23 protein-coding genes are annotated in these 26,916 nt (G+C 75.2%); 16 read left to right on the forward strand and 7 right to left on the reverse strand.

The window, feature by feature from the left end:
- Window positions 1-29: 29 nt before the first annotated feature.
- On the forward strand, window positions 30-884 hold the full coding sequence (locus RHODO2019_RS03485; protein ID WP_265383646.1) for a DNA-3-methyladenine glycosylase family protein: 855 nt from the start codon (window positions 30-32) through the stop codon (window positions 882-884).
- A gap of 104 nt (window positions 885-988) precedes the next feature.
- Here RHODO2019_RS03485 and RHODO2019_RS03490 read toward each other — a convergent pair whose 3' ends face one another.
- From RHODO2019_RS03490 to RHODO2019_RS03505, 4 genes are read right to left on the reverse strand one after another with little or no spacing between them, the layout of a single operon-like run.
- Complete coding sequence (locus RHODO2019_RS03490) at window positions 989-1,552, reverse strand: NUDIX hydrolase (protein ID WP_265383647.1); 564 nt, start codon at window positions 1,550-1,552, stop codon at window positions 989-991.
- The gene (locus RHODO2019_RS03495) at window positions 1,549-2,919 is read right to left on the reverse strand and encodes a coenzyme F420-0:L-glutamate ligase (RefSeq protein WP_265383648.1); all 1,371 of its coding nucleotides are present in this window, start codon (window positions 2,917-2,919) and stop codon (window positions 1,549-1,551) included. Before RHODO2019_RS03495 ends, RHODO2019_RS03490 begins: the two co-directional genes overlap by 4 nt.
- Window positions 2,916-3,890 (reverse strand): 2-phospho-L-lactate transferase, encoded by a 975-nt coding sequence (cofD, locus tag RHODO2019_RS03500; protein ID WP_265383649.1) that lies wholly within the window; start codon window positions 3,888-3,890, stop codon window positions 2,916-2,918. Before cofD ends, RHODO2019_RS03495 begins: the two co-directional genes overlap by 4 nt.
- A 34-nt stretch (window positions 3,891-3,924) precedes the next feature.
- Window positions 3,925-4,698 carry a site-2 protease family protein gene (locus tag RHODO2019_RS03505; protein ID WP_265383650.1) on the reverse strand — a complete coding sequence of 258 codons (774 nt, stop codon included), beginning with the start codon at window positions 4,696-4,698 and terminating at the stop codon, window positions 3,925-3,927.
- 282 nt (window positions 4,699-4,980) lie between these two features.
- On the opposite strand from RHODO2019_RS03505, the gene RHODO2019_RS19290 reads away from it, so the two are divergent.
- Both RHODO2019_RS19290 and RHODO2019_RS03515 read left to right on the forward strand, forming a co-directional pair.
- Window positions 4,981-5,289, forward strand: a complete 309-nt coding sequence (locus tag RHODO2019_RS19290; protein ID WP_435532195.1) for a WhiB family transcriptional regulator — start codon at window positions 4,981-4,983, stop codon at window positions 5,287-5,289.
- Between the two features lie 89 nt (window positions 5,290-5,378).
- Window positions 5,379-9,182, forward strand: a complete 3,804-nt coding sequence (locus tag RHODO2019_RS03515; RefSeq protein WP_265383651.1) for a glycosyltransferase — start codon at window positions 5,379-5,381, stop codon at window positions 9,180-9,182.
- A gap of 19 nt (window positions 9,183-9,201) precedes the next feature.
- On the opposite strand, the gene RHODO2019_RS03520 is transcribed toward RHODO2019_RS03515, so the two are convergent.
- A complete protein-coding gene (locus RHODO2019_RS03520) occupies window positions 9,202-9,735 on the reverse strand; it encodes a metallopeptidase family protein (RefSeq protein ID WP_265383652.1) in 534 nt (177 codons plus the stop codon).
- 135 nt (window positions 9,736-9,870) lie between these two features.
- Here RHODO2019_RS03520 and RHODO2019_RS03525 point away from each other — a divergent pair, with 135 nt between their 5' ends.
- The 5 genes from RHODO2019_RS03525 (at window position 9,871) to manA (ending at window position 14,279) form a co-directional block, all read left to right on the forward strand.
- Entirely contained in the window at window positions 9,871-10,224 is a 354-nt protein-coding gene (locus RHODO2019_RS03525) for a DUF3499 domain-containing protein (protein ID WP_265383653.1), read from the forward strand.
- A gap of 60 nt (window positions 10,225-10,284) precedes the next feature.
- Window positions 10,285-11,679 carry a phosphomannomutase/phosphoglucomutase gene (locus RHODO2019_RS03530; protein ID WP_265383654.1) on the forward strand — a complete coding sequence of 465 codons (1,395 nt, stop codon included), beginning with the start codon at window positions 10,285-10,287 and terminating at the stop codon, window positions 11,677-11,679.
- Window positions 11,680-11,744: 65 nt separating this feature from the next.
- Complete coding sequence (locus RHODO2019_RS03535) at window positions 11,745-11,969, forward strand: Trm112 family protein (protein ID WP_265383655.1); 225 nt, start codon at window positions 11,745-11,747, stop codon at window positions 11,967-11,969.
- Window positions 11,966-13,027: a TobH protein gene (locus RHODO2019_RS03540; protein ID WP_265383656.1), complete on the forward strand. Its 1,062-nt coding sequence runs from the start codon at window positions 11,966-11,968 to the stop codon at window positions 13,025-13,027. The genes RHODO2019_RS03535 and RHODO2019_RS03540 overlap by 4 nt, the downstream gene beginning before the upstream one ends.
- A gap of 37 nt (window positions 13,028-13,064) precedes the next feature.
- Complete coding sequence (manA, locus tag RHODO2019_RS03545; RefSeq protein WP_265383657.1) at window positions 13,065-14,279, forward strand: mannose-6-phosphate isomerase, class I; 1,215 nt, start codon at window positions 13,065-13,067, stop codon at window positions 14,277-14,279.
- 30 nt (window positions 14,280-14,309) lie between these two features.
- Here the strand turns inward: manA and RHODO2019_RS03550 are convergent, their stop codons facing one another.
- Complete coding sequence (locus RHODO2019_RS03550; protein ID WP_265383658.1) at window positions 14,310-15,170, reverse strand: aldo/keto reductase; 861 nt, start codon at window positions 15,168-15,170, stop codon at window positions 14,310-14,312.
- A gap of 113 nt (window positions 15,171-15,283) precedes the next feature.
- Between RHODO2019_RS03550 and ahcY the strand changes: the two genes are divergently transcribed.
- The 8 genes from ahcY (at window position 15,284) to secA (ending at window position 26,374) form a co-directional block, all read left to right on the forward strand.
- Window positions 15,284-16,756, forward strand: a complete 1,473-nt coding sequence (gene ahcY / locus RHODO2019_RS03555; RefSeq protein ID WP_265383659.1) for an adenosylhomocysteinase — start codon at window positions 15,284-15,286, stop codon at window positions 16,754-16,756.
- Between the two features lie 94 nt (window positions 16,757-16,850).
- On the forward strand, window positions 16,851-17,486 hold the full coding sequence (locus RHODO2019_RS03560) for a dTMP kinase (RefSeq protein ID WP_265383660.1): 636 nt from the start codon (window positions 16,851-16,853) through the stop codon (window positions 17,484-17,486).
- Between the two features lie 39 nt (window positions 17,487-17,525).
- Window positions 17,526-18,212: an MtrAB system response regulator MtrA gene (mtrA, locus tag RHODO2019_RS03565; protein WP_265383661.1), complete on the forward strand. Its 687-nt coding sequence runs from the start codon at window positions 17,526-17,528 to the stop codon at window positions 18,210-18,212.
- Between the two features lie 86 nt (window positions 18,213-18,298).
- On the forward strand, window positions 18,299-19,987 hold the full coding sequence (gene mtrB, locus RHODO2019_RS03570) for an MtrAB system histidine kinase MtrB (RefSeq protein ID WP_435532168.1): 1,689 nt from the start codon (window positions 18,299-18,301) through the stop codon (window positions 19,985-19,987).
- Window positions 19,984-21,753, forward strand: coding sequence for an MtrAB system accessory lipoprotein LpqB (gene lpqB / locus RHODO2019_RS03575; RefSeq protein ID WP_265383662.1), 1,770 nt, complete (start codon window positions 19,984-19,986; stop codon window positions 21,751-21,753). The genes mtrB and lpqB overlap by 4 nt, the downstream gene beginning before the upstream one ends.
- 84 nt (window positions 21,754-21,837) lie before the next feature.
- On the forward strand, window positions 21,838-22,500 hold the full coding sequence (locus RHODO2019_RS03580; RefSeq protein WP_265383663.1) for a ComF family protein: 663 nt from the start codon (window positions 21,838-21,840) through the stop codon (window positions 22,498-22,500).
- Window positions 22,501-22,797: 297 nt separating this feature from the next.
- Complete coding sequence (gene hpf, locus RHODO2019_RS03585; protein WP_265384602.1) at window positions 22,798-23,385, forward strand: ribosome hibernation-promoting factor, HPF/YfiA family; 588 nt, start codon at window positions 22,798-22,800, stop codon at window positions 23,383-23,385.
- Window positions 23,386-23,545: 160 nt separating this feature from the next.
- A complete protein-coding gene (secA, locus tag RHODO2019_RS03590; protein ID WP_265384603.1) occupies window positions 23,546-26,374 on the forward strand; it encodes a preprotein translocase subunit SecA in 2,829 nt (942 codons plus the stop codon).
- Window positions 26,375-26,393: 19 nt separating this feature from the next.
- On the opposite strand, the gene RHODO2019_RS03595 is transcribed toward secA, so the two are convergent.
- Window positions 26,394-26,750 carry an Rv3235 family protein gene (locus RHODO2019_RS03595; RefSeq protein WP_265383664.1) on the reverse strand — a complete coding sequence of 119 codons (357 nt, stop codon included), beginning with the start codon at window positions 26,748-26,750 and terminating at the stop codon, window positions 26,394-26,396.
- Window positions 26,751-26,916 lie beyond the last annotated feature (166 nt).

Genomic DNA, 26,916 nt, shown 5'->3' on the forward strand with positions numbered 1-26,916 from the left:
GGCCGGACTTCGTCGTCGACCTGCGTTCCGTGCTGGCGCCGCTGTCCCGCGGCCGTGGGGACCCGACCGCGAGCACGGAGGGCGGGGTGGTCTGGCGCGCGTCCAACACCCCGGACGGGCCGGTCACCCTCGCGCTGTCGCGGACGCCGGACGGGGTGGTGCACGCCCGCGCCTGGGGTCCGGGGGCCGGTCGGACGCTGGACGGCGTGCCGGCCCTGCTCGGGGCCGACGACGACCCGGCGTCGTTCACCAGCCACCACGACCGCATCGCCGCGGCCGTGCGCGCGGCGCCGCACCTGCGCCTGGGGGCCACCGGTGCGGTGTGGGACGTGCTGCTCGGGGCGGTGCTGGAGCAGAAGGTGACCGGGACCGAGGCGCGGCGCTCGTGGCGCGAGCTCGCCTGGCGGTTCGGGACGCCGGCCCCCGGTCCGGTCCCCGAGGGGTTGCGCCTGCCGCCCGGTCCGGCCGAGGTGCTGGCGATCCCGGACTGGGAGTGGCACCGGGCTGGGGTGGACCTCTCGCGGCGGCGGGCGCTGCTCGGGGCGGCGAGCGTGGCCAACCGGCTCGAGCGGGCCGCCGAGCTGCGGGGTGAGCTGGGGCGCTCGCTGCTGCGCAAGGTCCGCGGCATCGGGGTGTGGACGGCCGCGGAGGTCGCCCAGCGCGCGTGGGGGGACCCGGACGCGGTGAGCTTCGGGGACTTCCACGTCCCGACCGTGGTCGGCTGGGCCCTGGTGGGGCGCCCGCTCGACGACGAGGGCATGGCGCAGGTGCTCGCCCCGTACGCACCGCAGCGGCAGCGCGCGGTGCGGCTGCTGGAGGCCACGGGCGCGCCGCGTCCACGCTTCGGGCCCCGGCTGAGCCCGTCCGACCACCGCCACATCTGAGCGGTGATCGCCGTTCGGGAACGCTCAGGTGGTCAGGGGCCACGTCAGGGTGCCGGAACGGCGATCACCCGGGGGCGATCACCCCCGGGACGTGTCCGGCCGGCTCAGGCCGTGCGGGCCACGCGCTCCAGGCCCAGGCGCACCAGCTCGCCGATGGTGTCCCGGGCGGCCGTCCCGGGCAGTGCGTCCACCGGCCACCACCGCAGGTCCACCGACTCCTCGCTGCGCACGATCTGCGCCCCGGGTGCCGCCCGCACCAGGAACCGGACGTCGAGGTGGCGCGTGGGCACCCCGCCCGAGCAGGTGATCGGGTGGGTGTCCAGGTGCAGCACCTCGGGGTCGATCACCAGCTCGTCGAGGCCGGACTCCTCGCACGCCTCGCGCAGCCCGGCGTCGACCAGCGACTCGTCGGAGGGCTCGCAGTGCCCACCCAGCTGGATCCACCGGCCCACCCGCGGGTGCAGGGTGAGCAGGACGTGCGTGGCGTCGGCGTCGAGCACCAGCGCCGAGGCGGTGACGTGGCCCGGGGTGCACGCCCGCAGACAGGCGTCGGACCGGGCGGCCAGGAACGCGAGCACCGTGTGCCGCAGCGCGTCCTGGTCGGTGGACGGCGCGCGGAACCCGTCCAGCGCCGCGACCGTGGAGGCGTACAGCGACGCGGCGCTCACAGCTCCACCAGCCCGGTGCGCGGGTCCTTCGGCTCCCGGACGTCCAGGGGTTCCGCCGGGTGGCCGATCGCCACCGCGCCCATCGGCACCCAGTCCGAGCGCAGCCCGAGCTCGCGGGCCACCAGCTCCGGGGTGAAGATCGTGGAGCCGACCCAGCACGACCCCAGGTCCTCGGCGGCCAACGCCACGAGCAGGCCCTGCACCGCCGCCCCCACCGCCACGGTGAACATCGTCCGCTCGGCCGCCCGCCGGGCGTCGTCGGGGTAGCGGTGCGCGCCGTCGGGCACGCAGAACGGCACCACGAGCTCGGGGGCCGTGCGGAGCAGGTCCCCGCGGCCCACCCGCGCGTCGACCGCCTCGGGGGAGAGCCCGTCCGCGGCGAGGTCCGCCCGCCACCGCTGCGCCATCAGGTCGAGCAGGTGGCGCCGCACGGCCGGGGTGCGCACCCACGCGAAGCGAACGGGGGCGGTGTGGTGCGGGGCGGGCGCGGTGAGCGCGAGACCGACCGCGCGCCGCACCGCCCCGGGGTCCACGGGGGCGTCGGTGAAGGTCCGCACCGAGCGCCGCCGCAGCAGCGCCTCGCGCCGCCCCTGGACACGTCCCTCCACCCGCCCCTGGGCAAGCGCCTCGGTGGTGCCGAGCCAGAACAGGTCGTCGGGGCCCGGCCGCACCAGCTCCCGGGCGGTGGAACCGTCGTCGACCGGGGTGAGCCCGCGGACCACGGCCACCGCGACCCCGCCGAGCTTGCCCTTGACCAGGTCGGCCGCGGCGGCGAGCTCGTCGGCCACGGCCACCTCGGTGACCACGAGGTCGTTGCCGTGGACGTCGGTGCCCCCGGCGTAGCGGTGCAGCACCGCGAGCCCGGCCGAGCCGATGGCGGTGTCGGTCTGGCCCACCCGCCACGCGCGGCCCATGGTGTCGGTGAGCACGACCGCGACGGTGACGCCGAGCAGGTGGTGCAGACGTGCACGCAGAGATGCGGCCGAGCCGTCGGGGTCCAGCGGGAGCAGGGCGAGCTCGCCGACGTCGACGTTGGAGGCGTCCACCCCCGAGGCGGCCTGGACGATGCCCAGGCGGCTCTCGGTGATGAGCGTGCGGCCCTTGGTCGCGAGCACCCGGACGGACTCGGCCAGCACGAGCTCGCGGCGCAGCGCGTCCCGGGCCTCCGGGTCGGCCGGGGCGCTCACCAGCCGACCCTCGACCTTGGAGACCACCTTGCTGGTGACCACCACGACGTCGTCGTCGGTGACCCACGGTGCGGCGGCCGCGATCGCTGCGGCCAGGTCGTCCCCGGGCCGGAACTCGGGCAGCCCGGGCACCGGCAGCACCCGCAGCTCGCCCGGTGCGGCGTGGTCCAGCACCGTCACAGGGACAGCCCGGCGAGCTCGAGCGCGGTGCGGGCCATGGCGGCCGTCGTCCCACGGTCGGTCATGAGCAGCGGGACCCGGGCGACCTCGACGCCCGGCACGTCCGCGGTGTCCTCGCTGTGCACCATCCAGGCGTCGAGCAGGCCGTTGGCCGAGCGCGCCCCGTACATCCGGCCGACGGCCTCGGCGGTGGTCTCCACCCCGATGGTGTCCAGGCACACGTCGGCCATGCCGCGCAGCGGGGACCCGCCGACGATGGGGGACAGGCCGACGACCTTGCCGCGGGTGGTCCGCAGCGCCCCGCGGATCCCGGGCACCGCGAGGACCGCCCCCACGCTGACCACCGGGTTGGACGGTGCCAGGATCACCGCGTCGGCGTCCCCGATGGCCTCGAGCACCCCGGGTGCGGGCGCGGCCTGCTCGGCGCCGACCTGGACGAAGGAGTGCGTGGGCACCTGGGCGCGGTGACGGACCCACCACTCCTGGAAGTGGATCGCACGCTGCTCGCCGTCGGTCGGGTCGGTGACGACCACGTGGGTCTCGCACCGGTCGTCGGTGACGGGCAGCAGCCGCACCGACGGGCCCCAGCGGGTGCACAGCGCCTCGGTCACCGCGGAGAGCGGGTAGCCGGCTCGGAGCATCCGGGTGCGCACCAGGTGGGTGGCGATGTCCTTGTCGCCGAGGCCGAACCAGTCCGGGTCCGCCCCGTACTCGGCGAGGGAACCCTTGACCACCCAGGTCTCGCCCGACTGCCCCCAGCCCCGCTCGACGTCGATGCCGCCGCCCAGGGTGTACATGCAGGTGTCCAGGTCCGGGCAGATGCGCAGCCCGTGCATCCACACGTCGTCGCCGACGTTGACCACCGCCGTCACCTCGTGCGGGCAGTCCGGGTGCCCCAGCCCCAGGGCCGTCTCCAGCCCCTGCAGGAACCGCGCCCCGCCCACTCCACCGACCAGCACCGTCACCTTCACGGGAGTCGAGCCTAGGTGCCCGGCGGGAGACCGCTCACCGCCAGAACAGGAACAGTCCCTGACCCAGCCCGGCGAGGACGGTGGAGCCGCCGACCGCGGTGAACACCGCGTCCGCGACGTCGAACAGCACGCCGGAGACCCGGCTGGAGGAGATCAGCACCGCGAACAGCAGCAGCGGTGCGAACGGGCGCACCTGGGCGGCGGTGCGCCGGGTCGCGGCGGACAGGTGCGGGTCCAGCACGCCCCAGCCGTCGAGCCCGGGCACCGGCAGCAGGTTGAGCAGGAAGGCCAGCACCTGCACGAGCGCGAGCCAGGAGAGCACCCCGGCCAGCGGCAGCGGCATCGCCACCGTGCTCACCAGCAGGGCCAGGACGACGGCGAGCACCAGGTTCACCACGGGCCCCGCCACCGAGACCGCGGAGTCCACCCAGCGCGAGCGCAGCTGGTTGCGGTCGATCCACACAGCACCGCCCGGCAGCGGGACACCGCCGACCGCGAGCAGCAGCACGGGCAGGCCCAGGCTGAGCAGCGGGTCCGCGTACCTGCGCGGGTCCAGCGTGAGGTAGCCCTTCTCCCGGACCGAGGTGTCGCCGCCGCGCAGGGCGACCACCGCGTGGCTGAGCTCGTGCAGGCACAGCGAGACCGCCCAGCCCCCGAGCACCGTGAGCACGGCACCCGCGCGCAGCACGCTCAGCCCGCCACCGAGGGCGAGCAGGGTGGCGCCGGCGGCGGTGACCACCAGCAGCGCCAGGAAGACGGGGCTGGGCAGGTGGCTCGTGGGGGCGCGGGGGCCGCGTCGGGTGCGCACCGACCCGAGTGTGCCCGCTGGGTGGTGGCGGGTGGCCGAGCAGCGCGGACCACGTGTCCTCGGACCACGTGTCACTGTGGGGTTCTGTCGGTGCCCGGTGGTATGCGCGGATCCCGCCTCGCTTGACCGGCCGCCGTGCGCCCCTGTCTAATCACAGCCATGTCATTCCTGGGAGCCGGCGTGCACGCTGACACACCGCGACCCGGCCAGGACGTGACCAAGGACACATCTCTAGCGGGGTGGGGCGGGACCGAGGTGGAGGAGCGCGACGTGTCGGAGCCGATGGTGGAGCCGGACGGGGGTCGGTCGCACCTGTCCCTCGTCGGTGGAGCATCGCTGCTGGGGCTGCAGCCCGGCGACGAGCAGTGGCAGGAGCTGGCCCTGTGCGCCCAGACCGACCCCGAGTCGTTCTTCCCCGAGAAGGGCGGCTCCACCCGTGAGGCCAAGCGCATCTGCACCGGGTGCGAGGTCCGCGACGCCTGCCTCGAGTACGCGCTCGCCAACGACGAGCGCTTCGGCATCTGGGGCGGGCTCTCCGAGCGCGAGCGGCGGCGGCTCAAGCGCGAGTCCTGGGAGGCCGACGCCGTCTAGGGCCGCGCCGGTTCCCCGGTCGCGCGCCGTCTAGGGTCCGGGGTCCAGCGTCACGCTCGGGTGGTGCTCGGCCGCAGCGGGGAGGTCGTGTGCACGAGGGTGGGGTCGCTCCGGCACGCGCCGCCGCCGGGACCACGGGCGCCGAGGTCGCGGCGGTCCTGGTCTGCCACGACGGCGACCGCTGGCTGCCCGAGGTCCTCGACTCCCTCGGCGCGCAGACCGCGGCACCCACCGTGCTCGTCGCCGTCGACACCGGGTCCACCGACACGACGGCCGCACTGCTCGCCGCCGCGCTCGACGCGGGACGTCTGTCCGCCGTCGTCACCCTCGCCCGGGGGGCCGGCTTCGGGGCGGCGGTGCGCGCGGGTCTCGGCCGTGCGGGCACCGAGCTCGGGGGGCGGCCCCGCTGGCTCTGGGTGCTGCACGACGACTCCGCGCCCGAGCCGCACTGCCTGGAGTCGCTGCTCGCGGCCGTGGACGTGTCACCGTCCGTGGGCGTGGTGGGCCCGCTGTGCCTGGACTGGGACGACCCCCGGGTGGTGGTGGAGGCGGGCTTGTCGACGGACGCGTCCGGCCAGCTGCAGACGGGCATCGGCACCGACGAGCTCGACGACGGGCAGTTCTTCCAGACCAGCGAGGTGCTCGCCGTCTCCTCGGCCGGGGCTCTGGTCGACGTGGGGACCTTCGACGCGCTGGACGGCTACGACGCCGCGCTGCCCCTGTTCGGCGACGACCTCGACTTCGGGTGGCGGGCGCAGCGCTCCGGCAAGGTGGTGCTGTGCGTGCCCTCGGCCCGGGTGCGGCACGTGCGGGCGGCGCGCCGGGGCCTGCGGGGTCTCGAGGCGCTCGGGGACTCGCTGGGCCGGACGCTGCCACCCGGTCGCGCGGGAGCCCGCCTCGCCGAGCGCGCGCACGGGCTGCGGACCTTCCTCGTCAACACCTCCGGCCCCTCCTACCGGCTGGGACTGCTCCGGCTGACCGTCCTGGCCGTGCTGCGGTCGATCGGGTTCCTGCTGCTGCGCAACCCGCGGGCTGCCCGCATCGAGCGCCAGGCCCTGCGCTGGGCGCTCGGCCCGGTCGCCGCCGTCGGCACCGCCCGCGCCGTCCGGGCCGAGCTCTTCACCACTGGGGCGGGCACGGTGCGAGGGCTGCTGACCAGCCGCACCACGCGGGTGCGCAACCTCGTCCGTGGGGGCGTGGCCGGCCTCGCCCGCCGGCAGGTCCGGGCGGAGCTGGCGCTGGGTCGGCTGCCGGAGGGGGCCACCGCGCTGACCGCTGGCCCGACCCTCGTCCCGCTGGCGACCCCGACCCCGGTCCCGCCGGCGCTGCCCGTGGCGCCGACCCCGCCGGCGCTGCTCCCCGGTGACGACCCCGGCCCGGTGGTGGCGCCGGCCCGGCCGCGGCCCTCGCCCGGCCCCCGGGGCGGCGCGGCCCCGCCTCCGACGTCGACCGCGGCGGAGCCTGGTCCCGGACCGCAGGAGCCGCCCCCCGCCCTCGCTCCTGCCGTCGAACCGTCCCCCGTGGGTGGTGTCCCGGCCCGTCCGCGTCGGGCCGCGGTCGCGCCGCCGGCGGGTGCGGTGGCCCTCTCGCCCACCCGGAGGACCGCTGGGCTGCGCCGCCCGGTCCGTCAGGTCACCGTGGCGGCCGCGCCCGAGGTGGCGGCCCCCGCGCTCGAGGGTGCACGCACCGCGCCGGCGGCCCTGGTCACCCCGCCCGCCGCCCCGCTGACCGCTGCCCTGGCCGCCCCCGACGCCGCCGTGGGGTCGCCGGTCCGGGCGCTGCGCCCCTCGCCGGTCTCCCGCGACCCGCTGGTGGCCGCTGCGCAGGCCAGGGCGGCGGCCGCGAGGACCGCGGCCCTCGACGCGGACCCGGGGAGCGTGGGTGACCGTGCCCTGGTCGTGGTCCGGGTCGGCGCACCACGGGTGCTGCGCCAGCTCGTGCTCTCACCACTGGTCCTCCTCCTCGTCGGGCTGACCCTGCTCTCGCTGGTCGTGCACCACGCTCGGCTGGGCCTCTCGGTCTCCGGTGGCGGCCTGCTGCCCGCCCCGGGTGGGCTCACCCCCCTGCTGAGCAGCTACGTCGCCGAGTGGCACGCGGTCGCAGGGGGCACCGCCGCACCGGCACCCGTGCTGACGGGGGTGCTCGGGGTGCTCGGGGTGCTCGTGGGCGGGGCCGACCACGCCGTGGCCCTGCTCCTGCTGGCCGCGCTCCCGCTGGCGGGTGCCTCGGCGTACCTGGCCACGCGGTCGGTGGCCCTCCCGGCGGGGTGGCGGGCCGGGGTCGGTGCGGGGTGGGCGCTGCTGCCCGTCGGCGCGGCCGGTGTGGGCCAGGGGCGCCTGGACACCGTCCTCACCCAGGTCCTGCTGCCCCTGGTGCTCGCGGGAGTGTTCAGCGTCCTGCGCGGCGCTCCTGCCGGAGGGGCGGGCCGCGGCGGCTCGACGTGGCTGGCCACCGCGGCGTCGACGTCGCTCGCGCTGGCCGTGGTGGGCTCGGCCGCACCCGTGGTGCACCTGCTCGTGGTCGTCCTGGTGCTGGTGGGCTTCGTCGTGGTGCGACCAGCGCCGGGGCCGGGCACCGGGGTGCGGCGCGCCCTCGCCCTGTTCGCGGTGGTGCTGCTGCCGGTGGGCCTGCTCGTGCCGTGGCCCGCAGTGGTGCTCACCCACCCCTCGGTGCTGCTGCAGGGCGTCGGCTCTCCCGTGCCGGGTGCCGACGTGGGTCTGCTCGGCCTGGTGGGTCTCGGCGGCAGCGCGCCCGGGGTCGCGGGTGCGGCCGGGCTCCTCGTCGTGCTCGCGGCACTGCTGCTCGCTGTGCTGGCGCCGCAGCGCCGCATGGTCGGGGGCCTCGCGGTGGCGGTGCTCGGCGGCGCGACGGCCGTGGCCGTGGCCGGCCGCCGCAGCGTCCCGCTCGCGGGTGGTCCCGAGGTCCCGGGCTCGACCGGGCCGGCCCTGCTCCTCGCGGCGGCCGGCGTGCTGGTGGTGGTGGTGGTGGGCCTGCAGCAGCTGCACGTGCGGGGGCGGAGCGGGTCCGCACCCGCCCCCCTGCACCTCCCGCGGCGCGCGGGGGCCGCCCTCGCCGCCCTCGTGCTCGTGGTCCTGGCCGTGGGAACGGGGCTCACCGCGGCGGACGGTGTGGTCCGCGCGGGCCCGGCCGCGGCGCTGCCGGGCGGTCTGCGCGCGGAGCTGGAGGATGCGGGGGCGCTCGTGCTCAGCGTCGGTGGAGCGGAGGGGCCCGACCGGCTCGGCCCGGCGTCGCTGCCCGGCCTCGGCGACGACGATCTCGCCCCGGTGGCCGGGGTGCTGCGACGCACGGCGGGCTGGGCCGGCGACCTCACCGGCGGCGACACCGCTGCGGCATCGTCCGCGGTCGCCCAGGTAGCGGCGGCCGGGGTGGGCGCGGTCGTCCTGCCGCCCGGGGTGCCGGCGACCCAGCCCCTGCTGGACACGGGCCTGGTCAGCGACGCGGGCTCCACCACCGACGGCCGCGCCGTGCTGCGCGTGGAGCTCGCCACGGGCGGGGCGCAGCTGCTCGAGACCGCGCTCGCGACGGCCGCCCGCACCGGTGGCGACCCACCGACGGCCGCCGGCAGCGAGGGGATCACGGCGGTGCCCGGCGGCCCTCCCGACCTCGGTGTCCGGGTCTCCGGTGGTGCGGACGGGCGGCTGCTCGTGCTGGCCGCCGAGGACGAGCCCGGCTGGCAGGTGACGGTGGACGGGCAGGCGGTGGCCGTCGCGCGCGCCTACGGCCACCTGGTGGGAGTGGCGCTGCCCGGGCCGGCCAGCGAGGTGGTCGTCACCCGCTCGACGGTGCTGCGCAGCCTGCTGCTGCTGGGACAGGGCGCCGTGCTGCTGTTCACGCTGTTCGTCGCGGTCCCGCCCCGGCGCCGGGAGGACTGACGGCCCGGACCTCGGCCGGTCAGGAGCGCTCGGGGTCCTCGGGGGTCACCTCGGGCGGCCCGTCGTCGGGGTCCACCTCGTCCACGTCCACCCCCAGGAAGGTGGCCACCTGCTCCACCAGGACCTCGTGCAGCAGCACGCCCAGCTCCTCGGGCTCGCCGGCCCGCAGCTCCAGGGGCCTGCGGAACAGCACGATGCGGGCCCGGGTGGCGCCCCCCCTGGCGTCCACCCCGGCCGGGACCAGCCGGGACAGCTGCACCGCCCCCTCTGCGACCACCTCCGCCGGCCACACCACCGCGTCCGGATCGGCCAGGTCGCCCGCCCGCACCGGTGGCACGTCGTCGACGGCCACGTCGAGGGTGACCAGCCGGTCGTGCCAGCGCTGGTCGATGGGGGCCAGCGCGTCCAGCACCAGCCGGTCGAAGCGCTCGGCCCGGCTGCGCCAGGCCGGAACCGTGCGGGGGAGGACCTCGCCCCGCGGTCCCCGGCCGCGGAGCGCGGCCCGGCGGGCCGCTCGTCGGGCGGAGGGGCGGTCGGCGGCACGGTCGGGCACGGGATCCGACGGTACGGCGTGCGGGGCGGCACCCACCCGGCGGCGGTGCTGCGACGGCGCGTCGCGGTGGGTGGCCCGGCGTGTCGGGGCTAGTGTCTCGCCCGTGACGACCGAGTCGGGGGTGGTAGCGCGGTGGTGACGACCCAGCGACGCTGCTCGCGCGCGGCCTGCTCGAACCAGGCCGTCGCGACCCTGACCTACGTCTACTCGGACTCGACGGCCGTCGTCGGTCCGCTCGCCACCAGCGCCGAGCCGCACTCCTACGACCTGTGCGAGGTCCACGCCGTGCGCCTGACCGTGCCCCGGGGGTGGGAGGTCGTCCGCCACGAGGGCGGCTTCGGTCCCCTGGACACCAGCGACGACGACCTGACGGCCCTGGCCGAGGCGGTCCGCGAGGCCGGTCGGGGTGATCGCGCTCCGGAGCCGGAGCGTCCGGGGTCCACCGGTCGCCGGGGCCACCTGAGGGTGCTGCCGGACCCGCAGGACTGACCTGCCGCCCGGGTGCGCCGTGGTCCGGGCGTCGGCCCCGGCCCCGACTACGCTGCGCACGTGACTGCTGACGGAGCCCCCACGCCCACCCCGCGGGCCGAGCTCGTGCCCGCCGTCATCAAGGCCTACGACGTGCGCGGCCTGGTCGGGGTGCAGATCGACGAGGCCTTCGTGCGCGACGTCGGTGCGTCGTTCGCCCGGCTGGTCCGCCCGGACGCCACGCGCGTGGTGGTCGGCCACGACATGCGGGACTCCTCGCCGTCGCTGAGCGCGGCCTTCGCCGACGGCGTGGTCTCCCAGGGCGTGGACGTCGTGCTCGTCGGCCTCGCGTCCACCGACGAGCTGTACTTCGCCTCCGGCCGGCTGGACTGCCCCGGCGCCATGTTCACCGCCAGCCACAACCCGGCCTCCTACAACGGCATCAAGCTCTGCCGGGCCGGGGCCAAGCCCGTCGGGCAGGACTCCGGGCTGGCCACCATCAGCGCGGAGATGGTCGCCGGCATCCCCGACTTCATCGGCCCGGCCGGCACCGTGAGCGAGCTCGACGTGCTCGCCGACTACGCCTCGTTCCTCCGGGGCCTCGTCGACCTGTCCGGTCTGCGTCCGCTCACGGTGGCGGTCGACGCGGGCAACGGGATGGGCGGGCACACCGTGCCCGCGGTGCTCGGCCCGCTGCCGCTGACGGTGCGCCCGCTGTTCTTCGCCCTCGACGGCAGCTTCCCCAACCACGAGGCCAACCCGCTGGACCCCAAGAACCTGGTGGACCTGCAGGAGCTGATCCGCTCCGCGGACGGCGCCGTGGACATCGGGCTGGCCTTCGACGGGGACGCCGACCGCTGCTTCGTCGTCGACGAGCGGGGCGAGGCGGTCTCCCCGTCCGCCATCACGGCGCTGGTGGCCGCCCGGGAGCTGGGCAAGCACCCGGGTGCGCGGATCATCCACAACCTGATCACCTCCCACACCGTGCCCGAGCTCGTCACCGAGCTCGGCGGCACGCCGGTCCGCACCCGCGTCGGGCACTCCTTCATCAAGGCCGAGATGGCCACGACGGGGGCGGTGTTCGGGGGCGAGCACTCCGCGCACTACTACTTCCGGGACTTCTGGGGGGCCGACTCGGGAATGCTCGCGGCGCTGCACGTGCTGGCCGCGCTGGGCGAGCAGGACCGGCCGCTGTCCCAGCTGGTGGCGGAGTACTCCCGCTACGCCGCCTCGGGCGAGATCAACTCCACCGTGGCCGACGCGGCCGACCGCACCGCCGCCGTCCGCGCGGCCTTCGCGGAGCGGGCCACCTCGGTGGACACCATGGACGGGCTCACCGTGGAGCTGGGCGCAGGCGCGTGGTTCAACCTGCGCTCCTCCAACACCGAGCCCCTCCTGCGGCTGAACGTGGAGGCCGTCGACGCCGCCGCGGTCGCCGCCCTGGTCGACGAGGTCCTGGCCGTCGTCCGCGGCTGACCCCAGCCCGATCCCCGGCCGGGCCCGCCCGCCACCCCCACCACCACCACCCGGAAGGAACCACCGTGGCCGTCGTCCTCGACCCCCAGCTCCTGGAGATCCTCGCGTGCCCGTGCGACGAGCACGCCCCGCTGCGCCTCGGGACCCCGTCCGACCCCACGGCCGACGCGCTGACGTGCACCAGCTGCGGGCGCAGCTTCCCCGTGGTCGACGGCATCCCGGTGCTGCTGCTGGACGACGCCTTCCGCGAGCCCACCGCACCGGCACCCGAGGGCTCCGGGGCACCGTGAGCACACGCACCACCGGCACCATCAAGCTCGAGGACGGCGCGGCGCTGCTCGCCGCGGACGCCCACGGGCTGCTCCGTGGTGCCGCGCAGGCGGGTGCTCTCGTGCGGGCCGCCGCGTCCGAGCAGGCCGAGGGCGTGCTGTCCCCGCTGAGGGGGATGAGCCCGCGCAGCGTCGTCCTCGTCGCCGGCCACGGACCTGCGCGGCACGCGGCGGCGCTGCTCGCGCAGCTCGGCACGGCCGGGGCGGGCGTGCCGGTGGTGCGCGCCGGGCTGGTGCCGCGCTGGGTCGGTCCGCTCGACGTCGTGGTCGTGCTCGCCGACGACCCCGGGGACCTGGAGCTCGCCGCGACCGTGGCGCGGGCGGGTGGACGTGGCAGCGAGGTGGTCCTGGTCGCGCCCGCCGAGGGTCCGCTGGCCGTGGCCGGAGGGGGGCGCGCGCTGCGGATGCCGCCCCGGGTGCAGGGCCCGGACGCCACCGCGCTGCTGCGGTTCGTGGCCTCGGGGCTCGCCGTGCTCGACGAGCTGGACGTGCTGGGCGCGCCGGTGGACCTGGCGTCCCTGGCCGACGTGCTCGACGCCGAGGCGGCCCGCGACCACCCCGACCGGGAGCTGTTCGCCAGTCCCGCGAAGGCGCTAGCGGCCCGGTGGAGCGGGCGGGAGGTGGTGCTGGCGGGGGCCGGGCCGGCCACCACGCTGCTCGCCGAGCACGCCGGCGCCTGCCTGCTGCGGCACGCCGGGGTGTCGGCCGTGGCCGCCGAGCTGGCCGACGTGCTGGTCGCCGGGGGACGGCTGGACCGCTCCGCCGGCTCCGGCGTCGACCCCCTGTTCCACGACCCCGAGATCGACGGACCGCTGGAGCAGGACCCGGTCCGGGTGGTGGTGCTGGCCACCGAGGACGAGCGCGTGGCCGCCTCCCTGCGCCTGCGGGCGCTGCGCGAGACGGAGCTCCTGACGGCGGTGGAGCCGGGCACGCCGCCTCCGGGTGGCACCCTGGGCGAGCTGCTCGTGCTCGCCGCGCGGGTGGAGATCGCGGCGGTCTACCTGGGGCTGCGCCCGTGACAGGTGCCACCACCGCCAGGACGAGGGGAGCCTCGACGTGCAGCTGATGACGGGGGCGGTCCGCACCTACGCGTGGGGTTCGCGCACCGCGATCGCCGAGCTGTGCGGGCGACCGGTGCCCGCCCCGCACCCGGAGGCGGAGCTCTGGATGGGGGCGCACCCGGCCGATCCGGCGCTGGTGCACGGCCCGGACGGTGCTCGCTCGCTGCTGGAGGTGCTGCGGGCCGAGCCCGTGGCGGAGCTGGGTGAGCGCAGCCGGGCCGCGTTCGGCGACCGGCTGCCGTTCCTGCTCAAGGTGCTGGCCGCCGACGAGCCGCTCTCGCTGCAGGCCCACCCCTCGGCCCTGCAGGCGGAGCAGGGCTTCGCCGACGAGCAGCGCCGCGGGATCCCCCTGGACTCCCCGGTACGCAACTACCGCGACGCCAGCCACAAGCCGGAGCTCCTCTGCGCCCTCACCCGCTTCGACGCCCTGGCCGGGTTCCGCGAGGTGTCCCGCACCGTTGAGCTGCTCGCAGCCCTGGACGGCCCGGAGCTCGCGCCCTACACGGCGCTGCTCTCCGGCCAGCCCGACGCCGGGGGCCTGCGGGCGCTGTTCACCACGTGGATCACGCTGCCGCGCCCCTCGTTGGACGTGCTCCTGCCGGCCGTGCTCGATGCGTGCGTCGACCACGTGCGCGGGCTCGGACCCTTTGCGGCGGAGGCGCGGACCATCCTGGAGCTGGGGGAGTCCTACCCGGGGGACGCGGGCGTGCTGGCCGCGCTGCTGCTGAACCGGATGACGTTGCAGCCCGGCGAGGCGATCTACCTGCCCGCCGGGAACCTGCACACCTACCTCGACGGCGTGGGGGTGGAGATCATGGCGAACTCCGACAACGTGCTGCGGGGTGGGCTCACCCCCAAGCACGTGGACGTGGCCGAGCTGCTGCGGGTGCTCGACTTCGCCGCGGGGGACGTGCCCGTCTCGAGCGGCACCACCGACGGGGGCCCCGAGCACACCTACCCGGCGCCGGCGGCCGAGTTCCGCCTCTCGCGGGTCGACCTGGTGGCCGGCGCGGCGGCCGTGCTCTCCCACGACGGGCCGCAGGTGCTGCTGTGCACGGCCGGGGGGGCCGAGCTCGCCGCCGACGGGGCGGTGCTGGCGCTGCCCCGGGGCTCGGCGGTGTGGGTGCCGGCGGCGGACGGGCCGGTGACCGTGCGCGCCGGTCGCGACGGGGCCCAGGTCTTCCGCGCCCGGGACGGCCTGGAGCGCTGAGCCGCCCGCCCCCGGCGCCGCGGCGCCCGTTCAGGCCGCGTCGAGGCGGGCGAGCTGGGCGGCGCTGAGCTCCAGGTCGGCCGCCGCCGCGGAGGCGCGGGCGCTCTTCGGCCGGGAGGACCCCGGGATGGGCACCACCACCGGGGACGTCGCGAGCATCCACGCCAGGCACACCTGCTGCGGGCTCGCCTCGTGCTCCGCGGCCACCTCCGCGAACGCCGCGTGCGTGCCGCCGAGCTCCCTGGCGCTGCTGATCCCGCCCAGCGGGGACCACGGCAGGAACGCCACCCCGAGCTCGGTGCACAGGTCCAGCTCCGGGCGCGAGGAGCGGAAGGACGGCGAGTACTGGTTCTGCACGCTCGCCAGCCGCCCGCCGAGCACGTCCTGGGCCAGCCGGATCTGGTCCGGGTCCAGGTTGGACACCCCGGCCAGCCTGATCGTCCCGGCGTCGAGGAGCCCCGCGATCGCGCCGAGGGAGTCGGCCAGCGGCACCTCCGGGTCCGGCCGGTGCAGCTGGTAGAGCCCGATCGCCTCCACCCCGAGCCGTCGCGCGGAGGCCTGCGCGGCGGCCCGCAGGTGCTCCGGTCGCCCGTCCAGCGCCCAGCCGCCCTCGGGGGTGCGCACGTGACCGCCCTTGGTCGCCACCAGCACGCTGTCGGTGTCCCCGCCCCAGGCGCGCAGCGCCTCGGCGACGAGCTCCTCGTTGTGGCCCACGTCGGAGTCGTCCAGGGAGTACGCGTCGGCGGTGTCGACGAGGGTCACCCCCGCGTCGAGGGAGGCCGCCACGGTGCGCAGGCACCGGGCCCGGTCGGGCCGCCCGGCGATGGACATCGGCATGCCGCCCAGGCCGATCGCGCTGACGGTGCGGTCGCCGATCACTCGTGTCTGCATGGACCCAGCCTGGTGCACGGGGGCGGTGGTGGGCCAGACGGGTCACCCAGCGCGCCCCGGCGCCAGGACCGATAACCTCTACCTGCACCGATTCGCCGAGGAGAAGGCCACACATGACTTCCGCAGCACCCGAGATGACCGTCGAGACCCGCAACGGGATCGACTTCAAGGTCGCAGACCTGGCCCTGGCCGAGTACGGCCGCAAGGAGATCCGGCTCGCCGAGCACGAGATGCCGGGCCTCATCGCCCTGCGTCGCGAGTACTCCGAGGTGCAGCCGCTCAAGGGTGCGCGCATCTCCGGCTCGCTGCACATGACCGTGCAGACCGCCGTGCTCATCGAGACCCTGGTGGATCTCGGTGCCGAGGTCCGCTGGGCCTCCTGCAACATCTTCTCCACCCAGGACGAGGCCGCGGCGGCAGTCGTCGTCGGTCGGCACGGCACCCCGGAGGAGCCCAAGGGCGTCCCCGTCTTCGCCTGGAAGAACGAGTCGCTGACCGAGTACTGGTGGGCCGCCGAGCAGATGCTCACCTGGCCCGGCGAGAGCGCCAACATGATCCTCGACGACGGTGGCGACGCCACCATGCTCGTCCTGCGCGGCAAGGAGTACGAGACCGCCGGTGTCGTCCCGCCCGACGACGAGAGCGACTCCGACGAGGTCGGCGTGTTCAAGGCGCTGCTGCGGGCCTCGCTGGCCGCCTCCGGCACCAAGTGGACCGAGATCGCCGGCGCCATCAAGGGCGTCACCGAGGAGACCACCACGGGCGTGCTGCGGCTGTACCAGTTCGCCGCCGCCGGTGAGCTGCCCTTCCCAGCGATCAACGTCAACGACTCCGTCACCAAGAGCAAGTTCGACAACAAGTACGGCACCCGCCACTCGCTCATCGACGGCATCAACCGCGGCACCGACGTCCTCATCGGCGGCAAGGCGGCCCTGGTGGCCGGCTACGGCGACGTGGGCAAGGGCTGCGCGGAGGCCCTGCGCGGCCAGGGCGCCCGGGTCACCGTGACCGAGGCCGACCCGATCAACGCGCTGCAGGCCCTCATGGACGGATTCCCGGTGCAGACCGTGGAGCAGGCCATCGGCACCAGCGACATCGTGATCACGTCCACCGGCAACAAGGACATCATCACCTTCGCCCACATGCAGCAGATGAAGCACCAGGCGATCCTCGGCAACATCGGCCACTTCGACAACGAGATCGACATGGCCGGCCTGCAGCGCAACCCCGACGTCCGCCACGTCAACATCAAGCCGCAGGTGGACGAGTACGTCTTCCCCGACGGGCACTCCATCATCGTGCTGAGCGAGGGCCGGCTGCTGAACCTGGGCAACGCGACCGGACACCCCAGCTTCGTCATGAGCAACAGCTTCTCCAACCAGGTCATCGCGCAGATCGAGGTCTGGACCAAGCCCGACGAGTACGACAACGAGGTGTACCGCCTCCCGAAGCACCTGGACGAGAAGGTGGCGCGCATCCACGTCGAGGCGCTCGGCGGCACCATCACCAAGCTCACCAAGGAGCAGGCAGAGTACCTCGGCGTCGACGTCGAGGGCCCCTACAAGGCGGACCACTACCGCTACTGACCTCCGCACCACCCGCAGGCCCGGCCCCCGTCGCGAGGACCGGGCCTGCGGTCCGTCCGGGACCCGGTCCCCGCGTCTGGCACGCTGGGCTCCCGTGGGTGCACTCGTGGTGGTGGAGGGCCTCGACGGCTCCGGCAAGCGGACGCTGACCGCGGCCCTCACCGCGGCGCTGGAGGCCAGGGGGGCCACCGTGGCGAGCCTGGCGTTCCCCCGCTACGGCGCGTCGGTCGAGGCCGACCTGCTCACCGAGGCGCTGCACGGACGGGCCGGTGACCTGGGCGCGAGCGTGCACGGCATGGCGGCCCTGTTCGCGCTGGACCGCGGCGGGGCCCGGGCCTGGCTCGGCGGGGCCCTGGGTGGGCACGACGTCGTCCTGCTGGACCGCTACGCCGCCTCCAACGCCGCCTTCGGGGCGGCCCGGCTGCACCAGCACGCGGACGGCGCGTTCGTGGAGTGGGTGCGCGAGCTGGAGTTCGGCCGGCTGGGGCTGCCCGTGCCGGCCCTCCAGCTCCTGCTGCGGGTGCCGGTGGCGCTCGCCCAGCAGCGGGCCGCCGGGCGGGAGGCCGAGGACACCGCCCGCGCCCGCGACGCCTTCGAGCGCGACGGTGGCCTGCAGGAGAGGACCGGCGCGGTCTACGACGAACTGGCCGCGGCGGCGTGGGTGTCGCCCTGGCGCGTGCTGGAGGGCACCGTCGACGTCGACACGGTGGCCGGTGCACTGCTCGGCTGAGCGCGGTCCTGCGCCGGTCGGCAGCCCGGAGGTGCCACGATGGACGGCATGAAGCCGAGGATCCTGGTGGTCGACGACGACGCCGCGCTCGCGGAGATGCTGACGATCGTGCTGCGGGGGGAGGGTTTCGACGCCTCGGTCGTGGGTGACGGCTCCCGGGCCCTGACGGCGGTGCGCGAGTACAAGCCCGACCTGGTCCTGCTGGACCTCATGCTCCCGGGGATGAACGGGATCGACGTCTGCCGAGCCGTGCGCGCCGAGTCGGGGGTGCCCATCGTCATGCTCACCGCCAAGACCGACACCGTCGACGTGGTGCTGGGCCTGGAGTCCGGGGCCGACGACTACGTGGTCAAGCCGTTCAAGCCGAAGGAGCTGGTGGCCCGGGTGCGCGCCCGGCTGCGTCGCACCGACGACGAGCCCGCGGAGGTGCTCACCATCGGGGACGTGCGCATCGACGTGCCCGCCCACCAGGCCAGCCGCTCGGGCACCCAGGTCAACCTCACCCCGCTGGAGTTCGACCTGCTCGTGGCGCTGGCCCGCAAGCCCCGCCAGGTGTTCACCCGGGAGGTGCTGCTCGAGCAGGTGTGGGGGTACCGGCACGCGGCGGACACCCGGCTGGTCAACGTCCACGTCCAGCGCCTACGGGCCAAGATCGAGGTCGATCCCGAGCACCCGGAGGTGGTGCTCACCGTGCGTGGCGTCGGCTACAAGGCCGGGCCACCGTGACGGCGGAGCCGTCCCCGAGGCGCACCGTGACGGCGGAGCCGTCCCCGAGGCGCACCGTGACGGCGGAGCCGTCCCCGAGGCGCACCGTGACGGCGGAGCCGTCTCCCGGTGCGGTCGCCCGGGCGTGGGGCCGCACGGCCGGCGCGCGGCGGTTCGCGGCGGCGGCGGGGGCGCAGCTGGCCACCCGGTGGCGGCGCTCGCTGCAGCTGCGGGTGGTCGTGTCGACGCTCGTGCTGTCCACGGTCGTCGTCCTGGTGCTGGGCCTGGTGCTGCTCAGCCAGATCACCGACCGGCTGCTGGAGTCCAAGATCACTGCCGCCACCGACGAGATCGAGCGGGCCCGTTCGACCGTGCAGTCCGAGCTCGCCGGCGCCGACGAGAGCTTCAACCTGCTGAGCCGGCTGAACCTCGCCCGCGCCAGGCTGAGCAACCCGACGGTCAGCGCCTCGGACTCCACGGGCGGGTCCGCGGGGGCGTTCGACTCGGTGCTCATCGTCCCCGGCGACGGCCTGCGGGCGGACCTGCCGAGCGGGCCCGTCCAGGACGTCCCGGCCGACCTGCGCGAGTACGTGCAGCGCGGCCAGCTGACCTACCAGTACACGACGGTCTCCCGGGCGGGTGCGGGGACGGTCCCCGCCCTGGTGGTCGGCACGACGGCCGCCTCGGACGTGCGCAACCTCGAGCTCTACCTCGTGTTCCCCCTCGGTGGTGAGCAGCAGACGGTGGGGCTGCTCCGCGGCATCCTGGGCCTGGGCGGGGCCGTGCTGCTGCTGCTGCTCGCCGCCATCGCCGGCATCGTCTCCCGCGCGGTGGTGCTGCCGGTGCGCGCCGCGGTCGTCGTCGCCGAGCGGTTCGCGGACGGCCACCTCGACGACCGGATGGCCGTGCGGGGGGAGGACGACGTGGCCCGCCTGGGCGAGGCGTTCAACGACATGGCGGAGAGCCTGGCCGAGCAGATCGCCCAGCTCGAGGAGTTCGGCACCCTGCAGCGCCGCTTCACCTCCGACGTCAGCCACGAGCTCCGCACGCCGCTGACGACGGTGCGGATGGCGGCGGACCTGCTGTACGCCGGTCGCGAGGACATGGACGCAGCCCGGAGCCGCTCGGCCGAGCTCCTGGTGGCCGAGCTGGACCGGTTCGAGTCCCTGCTGGCCGACCTGCTGGAGATCAGCCGTCACGACGCGGGCATGGCGGAGCTCGCCGACGAGCCCATCGACGTGAGCAGCTGCGTGCGCTCGGCCCTGGCCACCGTCGGCCACCTCGCCGAGGCCACGTCCACGGAGGTCGTGCTGGACCTGCCGGAGCAGCCGGTGGTGGCCGAGATCGACGCGCGCCGGGTGGAGCGGGTGCTGCGCAACCTGCTGGCCAACGCCATGGACCACGGGGAGCACCACCCGGTGCTGCTCCGGGTGCGGGCCTCCGACGACGCGGTGGCCGTGCTCGTTGTGGACTCGGGGGTGGGGCTCAAGCCGGGCGAGGCCGAGCTCGTCTTCCACCGGTTCTGGCGGGCCGACCCCTCACGCGTGCGCCGGTCCGGCGGCACCGGGCTCGGCCTGTCCATCAGCCTGGAGGACGCCCACCTGCACGGCGGGTGGCTGCAGGCGTGGGGCGAGCCCGGCCGGGGTGCCCGCTTCCTGCTCACCCTGCCCCTGGTGCAGGGCGCGGCGCTCACCCACAGCCCGCTCGCCCTGGTGCCCACCGGACGCGGTCAGGGTGCGGGGGACCTGCCCGCCGGGGCCGACGTCGCCCGCTCCGTCCTGGTGGTGCCCTCGTGAGGCGGGTCGTCGTCGCGCTGGGCGTCCTGCTGCTGCTGGCCGGGTGCGCGACCGTGCCCAGCGACTCGGCCCCGGTGGTGGTCGGCACCGCGGCGCCCGACGCGCCGGGGGTGGTGGTCAAGGCTCCCCTGAGCGGCCGCGAGCCCGACCTGCTGGTCTGCGACTTCATCTCCGCGGGGGCCTCGCCGACCGACCGGCACGCGGCCGCCCGGCAGTACCTGACCCAGGACGCCTCGGCCCGCTGGGAGGACGCGACCAGCACCACCGTCCTCGACAACGTGGCGTGCCTGCCCGACGACGGCAACGGATCCGCCCCCGACCGGTCTCGGATCCTGCTCCGCGGCGACGCCGTGGGGACCCTGAGCGCCACGGGGCAGTACACGGTGGACCCGACGCCCGACCCGTACGCGGTGGTCCTGGACCTGGAGCAGGTGGACGGCCAGTGGCGCATCGCCAACCCCCCGACGGGCGTGGTGCTGCGCACGAGCGAGTTCAAGGCCGCCTACCGGCGGCTGCCGGTGTACTTCCTCGATCCTGGCCTGGACACGGTGGTGCCCGACCCGCGGTGGGTGGTCGACGACCCGGACTCGCTCGCGGCCAGGCTGGTCGACCTGCTCGTCGCCGGCCCCAGCGCCGACCTCGCCCCGGCCGTGGTCAGCGAGCTCCCCCGGCGGGTGAGCCTGCGCAGCAACGTCTCGGGGATGGACGCCGGGGGCGGGCCGTCGACCGTGCGCGGCAACGGGGTCCGCATCGACTTCTCGGGGCTGGTCGCCCTCGACGGCAGCCAGCGCCGGCTGCTGGCCGCCCAGGTGGTGTGGACCCTGGACGCGGCCAGCGTCGGCGGGCCGTACGTCCTGCTCTCCGACGGGGCTCCGCTCGACGAGGCCCATCCCGGGAGCTGGACCACCTCCGACGTGGTCGCGACCGATCCGGCGGCCTCTCCCGGGGCGTCGGTGGCCCTGCACGCCGTCCTGGGTGGGGCCCTGGTGGAGGTGGGGGAGAACGCGGTGATCCCGGTGAAGGGGGCACTGGGTGGCTACACCTCGGTGCAGGCGGCGGCCCTCTCGCGCGACGGCACCCGCGTCGCGGCGGTGGCGGCTCGTGCTGGTGGTGGCAGCCAGCTCCTCGTGGGGCCGTCCGGTGGCGGGGTGGTCTCGGCCGCGGCCGGCGACACGATGACGCGCCCCACCTGGTCCGCCGACGGTTCGGCCGTCTGGGTGGTGCAGGACGGGTCCACGGTGCTGCGGGTGTCGCAGGACCCCACGACCCAGGCCGCCTCGACCCAGCAGGTCGACACCAGCACCCTCGCCGCGACGCCCGGCAGCATCAGCGCGCTCCGGCTCTCCCGCGACGGCGTGCGGGCTGCGCTGGTGGTCGGCGGGCAGGTGGTGGTGGCCGTGGTGACCCGGACCGAGCCCGGGACGCTCACCCTCAGCACCCCCAGGGTGGTGGCCCCGTCGCTGGGTGCCACCGCCACCACGTTGGACTGGACCACGGCCGACACCCTGCTGGTCGTGAGCGCGGACCCCGACCGGCCGGTGGTCTCGGTGACCGTGGACGGCTCCGAGCTCAAGACGCTGCCCACGGGGAACCTCTCGGTGCCGGTGCGCGCGGTGGCGTCCTCACCCACCCGGCAGCTGGTGGCCGACAGCCGGGGCGTGCTGGAGCTGACCTCGGGCGAGACGACGGTCGAGCGCGTGTGGCGACCGGTGGCCGGCCTCGGTGGGGAGGCGGGCCCCAGCACGCTGCCTGTGCTGCCCGGCTGACGGACCTGTGGATGGCCGCGGAGCTGTCCACAGGAGGGGCTCCGGTGGCCGCCGCGCCCGGGGTGGCGGGGGAGCGTGGACCGGGTGCGCACCCTCATCGACCTCGTCCTGCCCACCGAGTGCGGGGGGTGCCGGGCCCCGGGGTTCTCGTGGTGCCCGGAGTGCGCGCTCGCCCTCACCACGGCGGAGCCGGTGCAGCTGCACCCCCGGGTGGTCGGGGTGCCGCCGGCCTGGGCGGCCGGTCGCTACGCGGGACCGTGGCGCGGTGCGGTGATCGCGGTCAAGGAGCGCGGGCGACGGGACCTCGTGGGGCCGCTGGGTGCTGCCCTGGCCCGTGCGGTGCTGCACCTGCGCGACTGGGGCGAGCTCGACCCGCCCGAGCTGGCCCCGCTCGCGCTGGTGGTCGCCCCGAGCCGGGGTGCGGCCGCTCGTCGCCGCGGAGGGGACCCGGTGGCCGGGGTGGCCCGGGCCGCGGCGCAGGAGCTGGGGCCCGGCCGGGTGAGCGTGCTGCCCTGCCTGCGCACCGCCCGTTCCGCGCGCGACTCGGTGGGGCTGTCGGCGTGGGAGCGGACCGAGAACCTGCGCGGACGGGTCCGGGTCCGCGGGACGGTGCCGGCTCCGGGATCCAGCGTGGTGCTCGTGGACGACGTGCTCACCACCGGGGCCACCGCTGCCGCGGGCACGGCCGCGCTGGCCGCCCGGGGTGTCCGGGTGCACGCCGTGGTGGTCCTCGCCGGGGTGCAGTGACCGGGCTGGTGCTGACCGCTGCGCCGTGAAACGTCGGCCGGCAGGACGATTCCCCCCGCCCGGCGCCGCCAGGGGCTACGTTCGCGGGTACCACCGAGCAGGGGAGGAGGTCCTTCGATCCCTGAGTGCCGGGCGGTTCCCCGCCCGGTGCAGCACCTGAGCGAGCCGGCGTGAGCACCCCGTCGGCACCACGTGGAGGTACGAGTGAGCACTAGCACGGACGCCCGATCCGCCCAGACCACCGCGGCCACCGAGTTCGTCGTCGACGACACCGCGCCGCAGCGAGATCCCGCCGACCTGGTCGTCACCGGTCGCAACGTCGAGGTGCCCGAGCACTTCCGGGCCTACGTCGCCGAGAAGCTCACCCGGCTCGAGCGCTACGACCCCACGCTGCACCGCTTCGACGTGGAGCTGAACCACGAGCGCAACCGCCGCCAGGCCAAGAGCTGCCAGCGGGTGGAGATCACCGGCACGGCCAAGGGGCCGGTCGTGCGAGCCGAGGCGTGCGCCGACAGCTTCTACGCCGCGCTCGAGGCTGCCGTGGCCAAGCTGGAGAGCCGGCTGCGCCGGGCCGGGGACCGCCGCAAGGTGCACCACGGGCGGCACACCCCGGTCTCCGTGGCCGCGGCCACCGCTGGCCTCGAGGTGCCCGTTCCGAGCGAGCCGCCGTCGGCCGAGGCGCACGTCGAGGAGGAGCACGAGGGACCCGGCCAGATCGTGCGGGTCAAGGAGCACCCCGCGGTGCCCATGTCCGTCGACGACGCGCTCTACGAGATGGAGCTCGTCGGGCACGACTTCTTCCTCTTCCACGACGCCGCCACCGGTACGCCGAGCGTGGTCTACCGGCGGCACGCCTTCGACTACGGCGTCCTGCACCTGGTGTAGGCGGGCTGCGGGCGCGGGCCGCACACGCGGTCCCGCGCGCCGCCTACCATGGGGTCCGGCCACGGGGTTTCCCGCCGTGGCCGGACCCTGTCGTCGAGGAGTGAGGGACACCCACCCCGTGCTGTCGATCTCGAAGCTGCTCCGTTCTGGTGAGGGCCGCATGGTCAAGCGGCTGCGGGCCATCGCCGACCACGTCGAGACGATGTCCGACGAGATGGAGGCGCTGAGCGACGAGGAGCTGCAGGCCAAGACCGACGAGTTCCGCACCCGTCACGGCGACGGCGAGAGCCTCGACGACCTGCTGCCCGAGGCCTTCGCCGTGGCCCGCGAGGCGGCCTGGCGCGTGCTGGACCAGAAGCCGTTCACCGTGCAGATGATGGGAGCGGCCGCCCTGCACCTGGGCAACATCGCGGAGATGAAGACCGGTGAGGGCAAGACTCTGACGTCGGTGCTGGCCGCATACCTCAACGCGATCCCCGGCACGGGCGTCCACGTCGTGACCACCAACGACTACCTCGCCAAGCGTGACTCCGAGTGGATGGGTCGGGTGCACCGCTTCCTCGGTCTCGAGGTCGGCGCCATCCTCTCCGGCATGACCCCGGAGCAGCGTCGGGTGTCCTACGCAGCGGACATCACCTACGGCACCAACAACGAGTTCGGCTTCGACTACCTGCGCGACAACATGGCGAACTCGCTGGCCGAGCTGGTGCAGCGCGGGCACACCTACGCGATCGTGGACGAGGTCGACTCCATCCTCATCGACGAGGCCCGCACCCCGCTGATCATCTCGGGTCCCGCCGACGCCTCCTCCCGCTGGTACGGGGAGTTCGCCCGCCTCGCCCCGCTGATGAAGCTCGACACCCACTACGAGGTGGACGTCAAGAAGCGCACCATCGGCGTGCACGAGCTCGGCGTCGAGCTCGTCGAGGACCAGCTCGGCATCGACAACCTCTACGAGGCCGCGAACTCGCCCCTGGTCAGCTACTTGAACAACTCCATCAAGGCCAAGGAGCTGTACGCCAAGGACAAGGACTACATCGTCCGCGACGGCGAGGTCGTCATCGTCGACGAGTTCACCGGTCGCGTGCTGAGCGGGCGCCGCTACAACGAGGGCATGCACCAGGCGATCGAGGCCAAGGAGGGGGTGGAGATCAAGGCGGAGAACCAGACCTTGGCCACCATCACCCTGCAGAACTACTTCCGCCTCTACGAGAAGCTCTCCGGGATGACCGGCACCGCCGAGACCGAGGCCGCCGAGCTGCACCAGATCTACAGCCTCGGCGTGATCGCCATCCCGACCAACCGCGACATGGTGCGGGTGGACAACGGCGACCTCATCTACAAGACGGAGGAGGCCAAGTTCAACGCCGTCGTGGAGGACGTGCTGGAGCGCCACGAGGCCGGGCAACCCGTGCTCATCGGCACCACGAGCGTGGAGCGCTCGGAGTACCTGTCCAAGCAGCTGGTCCGCAAGGGTGTGCCGCACAGCGTCCTCAACGCCAAGTTCCACGACAAGGAAGCGACAATCATCGCCCAGGCCGGGCGGCCCGGGGCCGTCACGGTCGCCACGAACATGGCCGGGCGCGGCACCGACGTGGTGCTCGGCGGGAACCCGGACATCATCGCCGACCTGCAGCTGCGCGAGCGGGGGCTTGATCCCGTGGGCACGCCGGAGGAGTACGAGCTGGAGTGGGACACCGTGCTGGCCGACGTCAAGGCCGAGGTGAAGGCCGAGGCGGCCAAGGTGCGCGACGCGGGCGGGCTCTACGTCCTGGGTACCGAGCGGCACGACTCCCGGCGCATCGACAACCAGCTGCGCGGCCGGTCGGGACGCCAGGGCGATCCCGGCGAGTCGCGCTTCTACCTGTCCCTGGGCGACGAGCTCATGCGGCGGTTCAACGGCCCGATGATCGAGACCATCATGAACCGGCTGAACCTTCCCGAGGACGTGCCGATCGAGGCCAAGATGGTCTCCAAGGCGATCCTCAGCGCGCAGACGCAGGTCGAGCAGCAGAACTTCGAGATCCGCAAGAACGTCCTCAAGTACGACGAGGTGATGAACCAGCAGCGCACCGTCGTCTACGACGAGCGTCGGCGCGTCCTCGCCGGCGAGGACGTCGAGGGCCAGGTCGAGCGGATGATCACCGACGTGACCAGCGCCTACGTCGACGGGGCCACCGCTCAGGGCTACGCCGAGGACTGGGACCTCGAGACGCTCTGGACGGCGCTGGGGACGCTGTACCCGGTGTCGCTGCGCTGGCAGGACCTCGCCGGCGCGACCGAGGTGGGCGACCAGGGCGACCTCACCCGTGAGGGACTCCTCGAGGCGGTGCTCGCGGACGTGCGGGAGGCCTACACCCGGCGCGAGGCGGAGATCGACGCGATCGCGGGCGAGGGCGGCATGCGGGACCTGGAGCGGCGGGTCCTGCTCAGCGTGCTGGACCGGAAGTGGCGCGAGCACCTCTACGAGATGGACTACCTCAAGGAGGGGATCGGCCTGCGGGCGATGGCCCAGCGCGACCCGCTCGTCGAGTACCAGCGCGAGGGCTTCGACATGTTCCGGGGCATGCTCGAGGGGCTCAAGGAGGAGTCCGTCGGCTTCCTGTTCAACGTCACCGTCGAGGCCGTCCCTGCCCCGGCACCCTCGGTCTCCGCGGCCAGCGAGGCCCAGATCGCGGCGGCCGCCCGCCAGCTGGCCGCGGCTGCGGCTGCGGCTCCCGCGACCGGACCCACCCCGCCCGTCCCGCTGGAGAAGGCGCCCCGGGCGCCGGGGGCCCTGCGGGCGAAGGGGCTCGACGAGCGTGCCGCCCCCGCGCTGACCTACTCCGGGCCGGACGAGGACGGTGGCACCGCGGTCTCCAGCGATCGGTCCGTGAACGGGGCGAGCGCCTCCGGGGAGGGTGCCGCCCCGCCGGCGGCGCGCCGTGACCGTCGCGCGGCGGCCCGCACCCAGACCAAGGGGCCCAAGGCGCCCAAGCAGAAGAAGTAGCCGCCGGGGCGGTGCCCGCTCAGCCCAGCCAGAGGGCGGTGCACCGCCACGTCCGGCCGACCAGCTCCATCCGTGCGGCCACCGCGTGGCTGTCTCGCTCCCGGAGCACGACCCCGTTGGCCTCGACGACGGTCGGGGTGACGGCCTGCACGTGCACCGGGCGAAGCCGGCCGGGCCGGTGGCCGCTGCCCACGGCCTGGCGGGCCCGGGTGGTGACCATCTGCACCAGGGGCGGGGTCAGCAGCGTGCGCAGCTGCTGCGGGCTGCGGCGGCCGTCGCGGACCTCGAGCGCCAGGGTCAGGATGCGGCTGACCAGGACGGTCGCGGCCGGGTCGACGGGCAGGGGGACGGGCCGGACGGGGGGTCGGCAAGACACCCGCGCGGGCTCGGGGCCGCGGGGCACCAGCCGCAGCGGGGCGTGGTGGTCCTCGGTCGGCGGCTCGAGCGAGGGGGCCCGCCGGACGAGGGGGACGGGTGTGGTGGACGGGCGGGCTTCGGGCACGGCTCTCTCCAGGGCGGTGGCGGGCAGCGCGGGGCGCGGC

Origin of the sequence: Rhodococcus antarcticus, from assembly GCF_026153295.1 — a bacterium.
GTDB classification, from domain to species: Bacteria; Actinomycetota; Actinomycetes; order Mycobacteriales; family Mycobacteriaceae; genus Rhodococcus_D; species Rhodococcus_D antarcticus.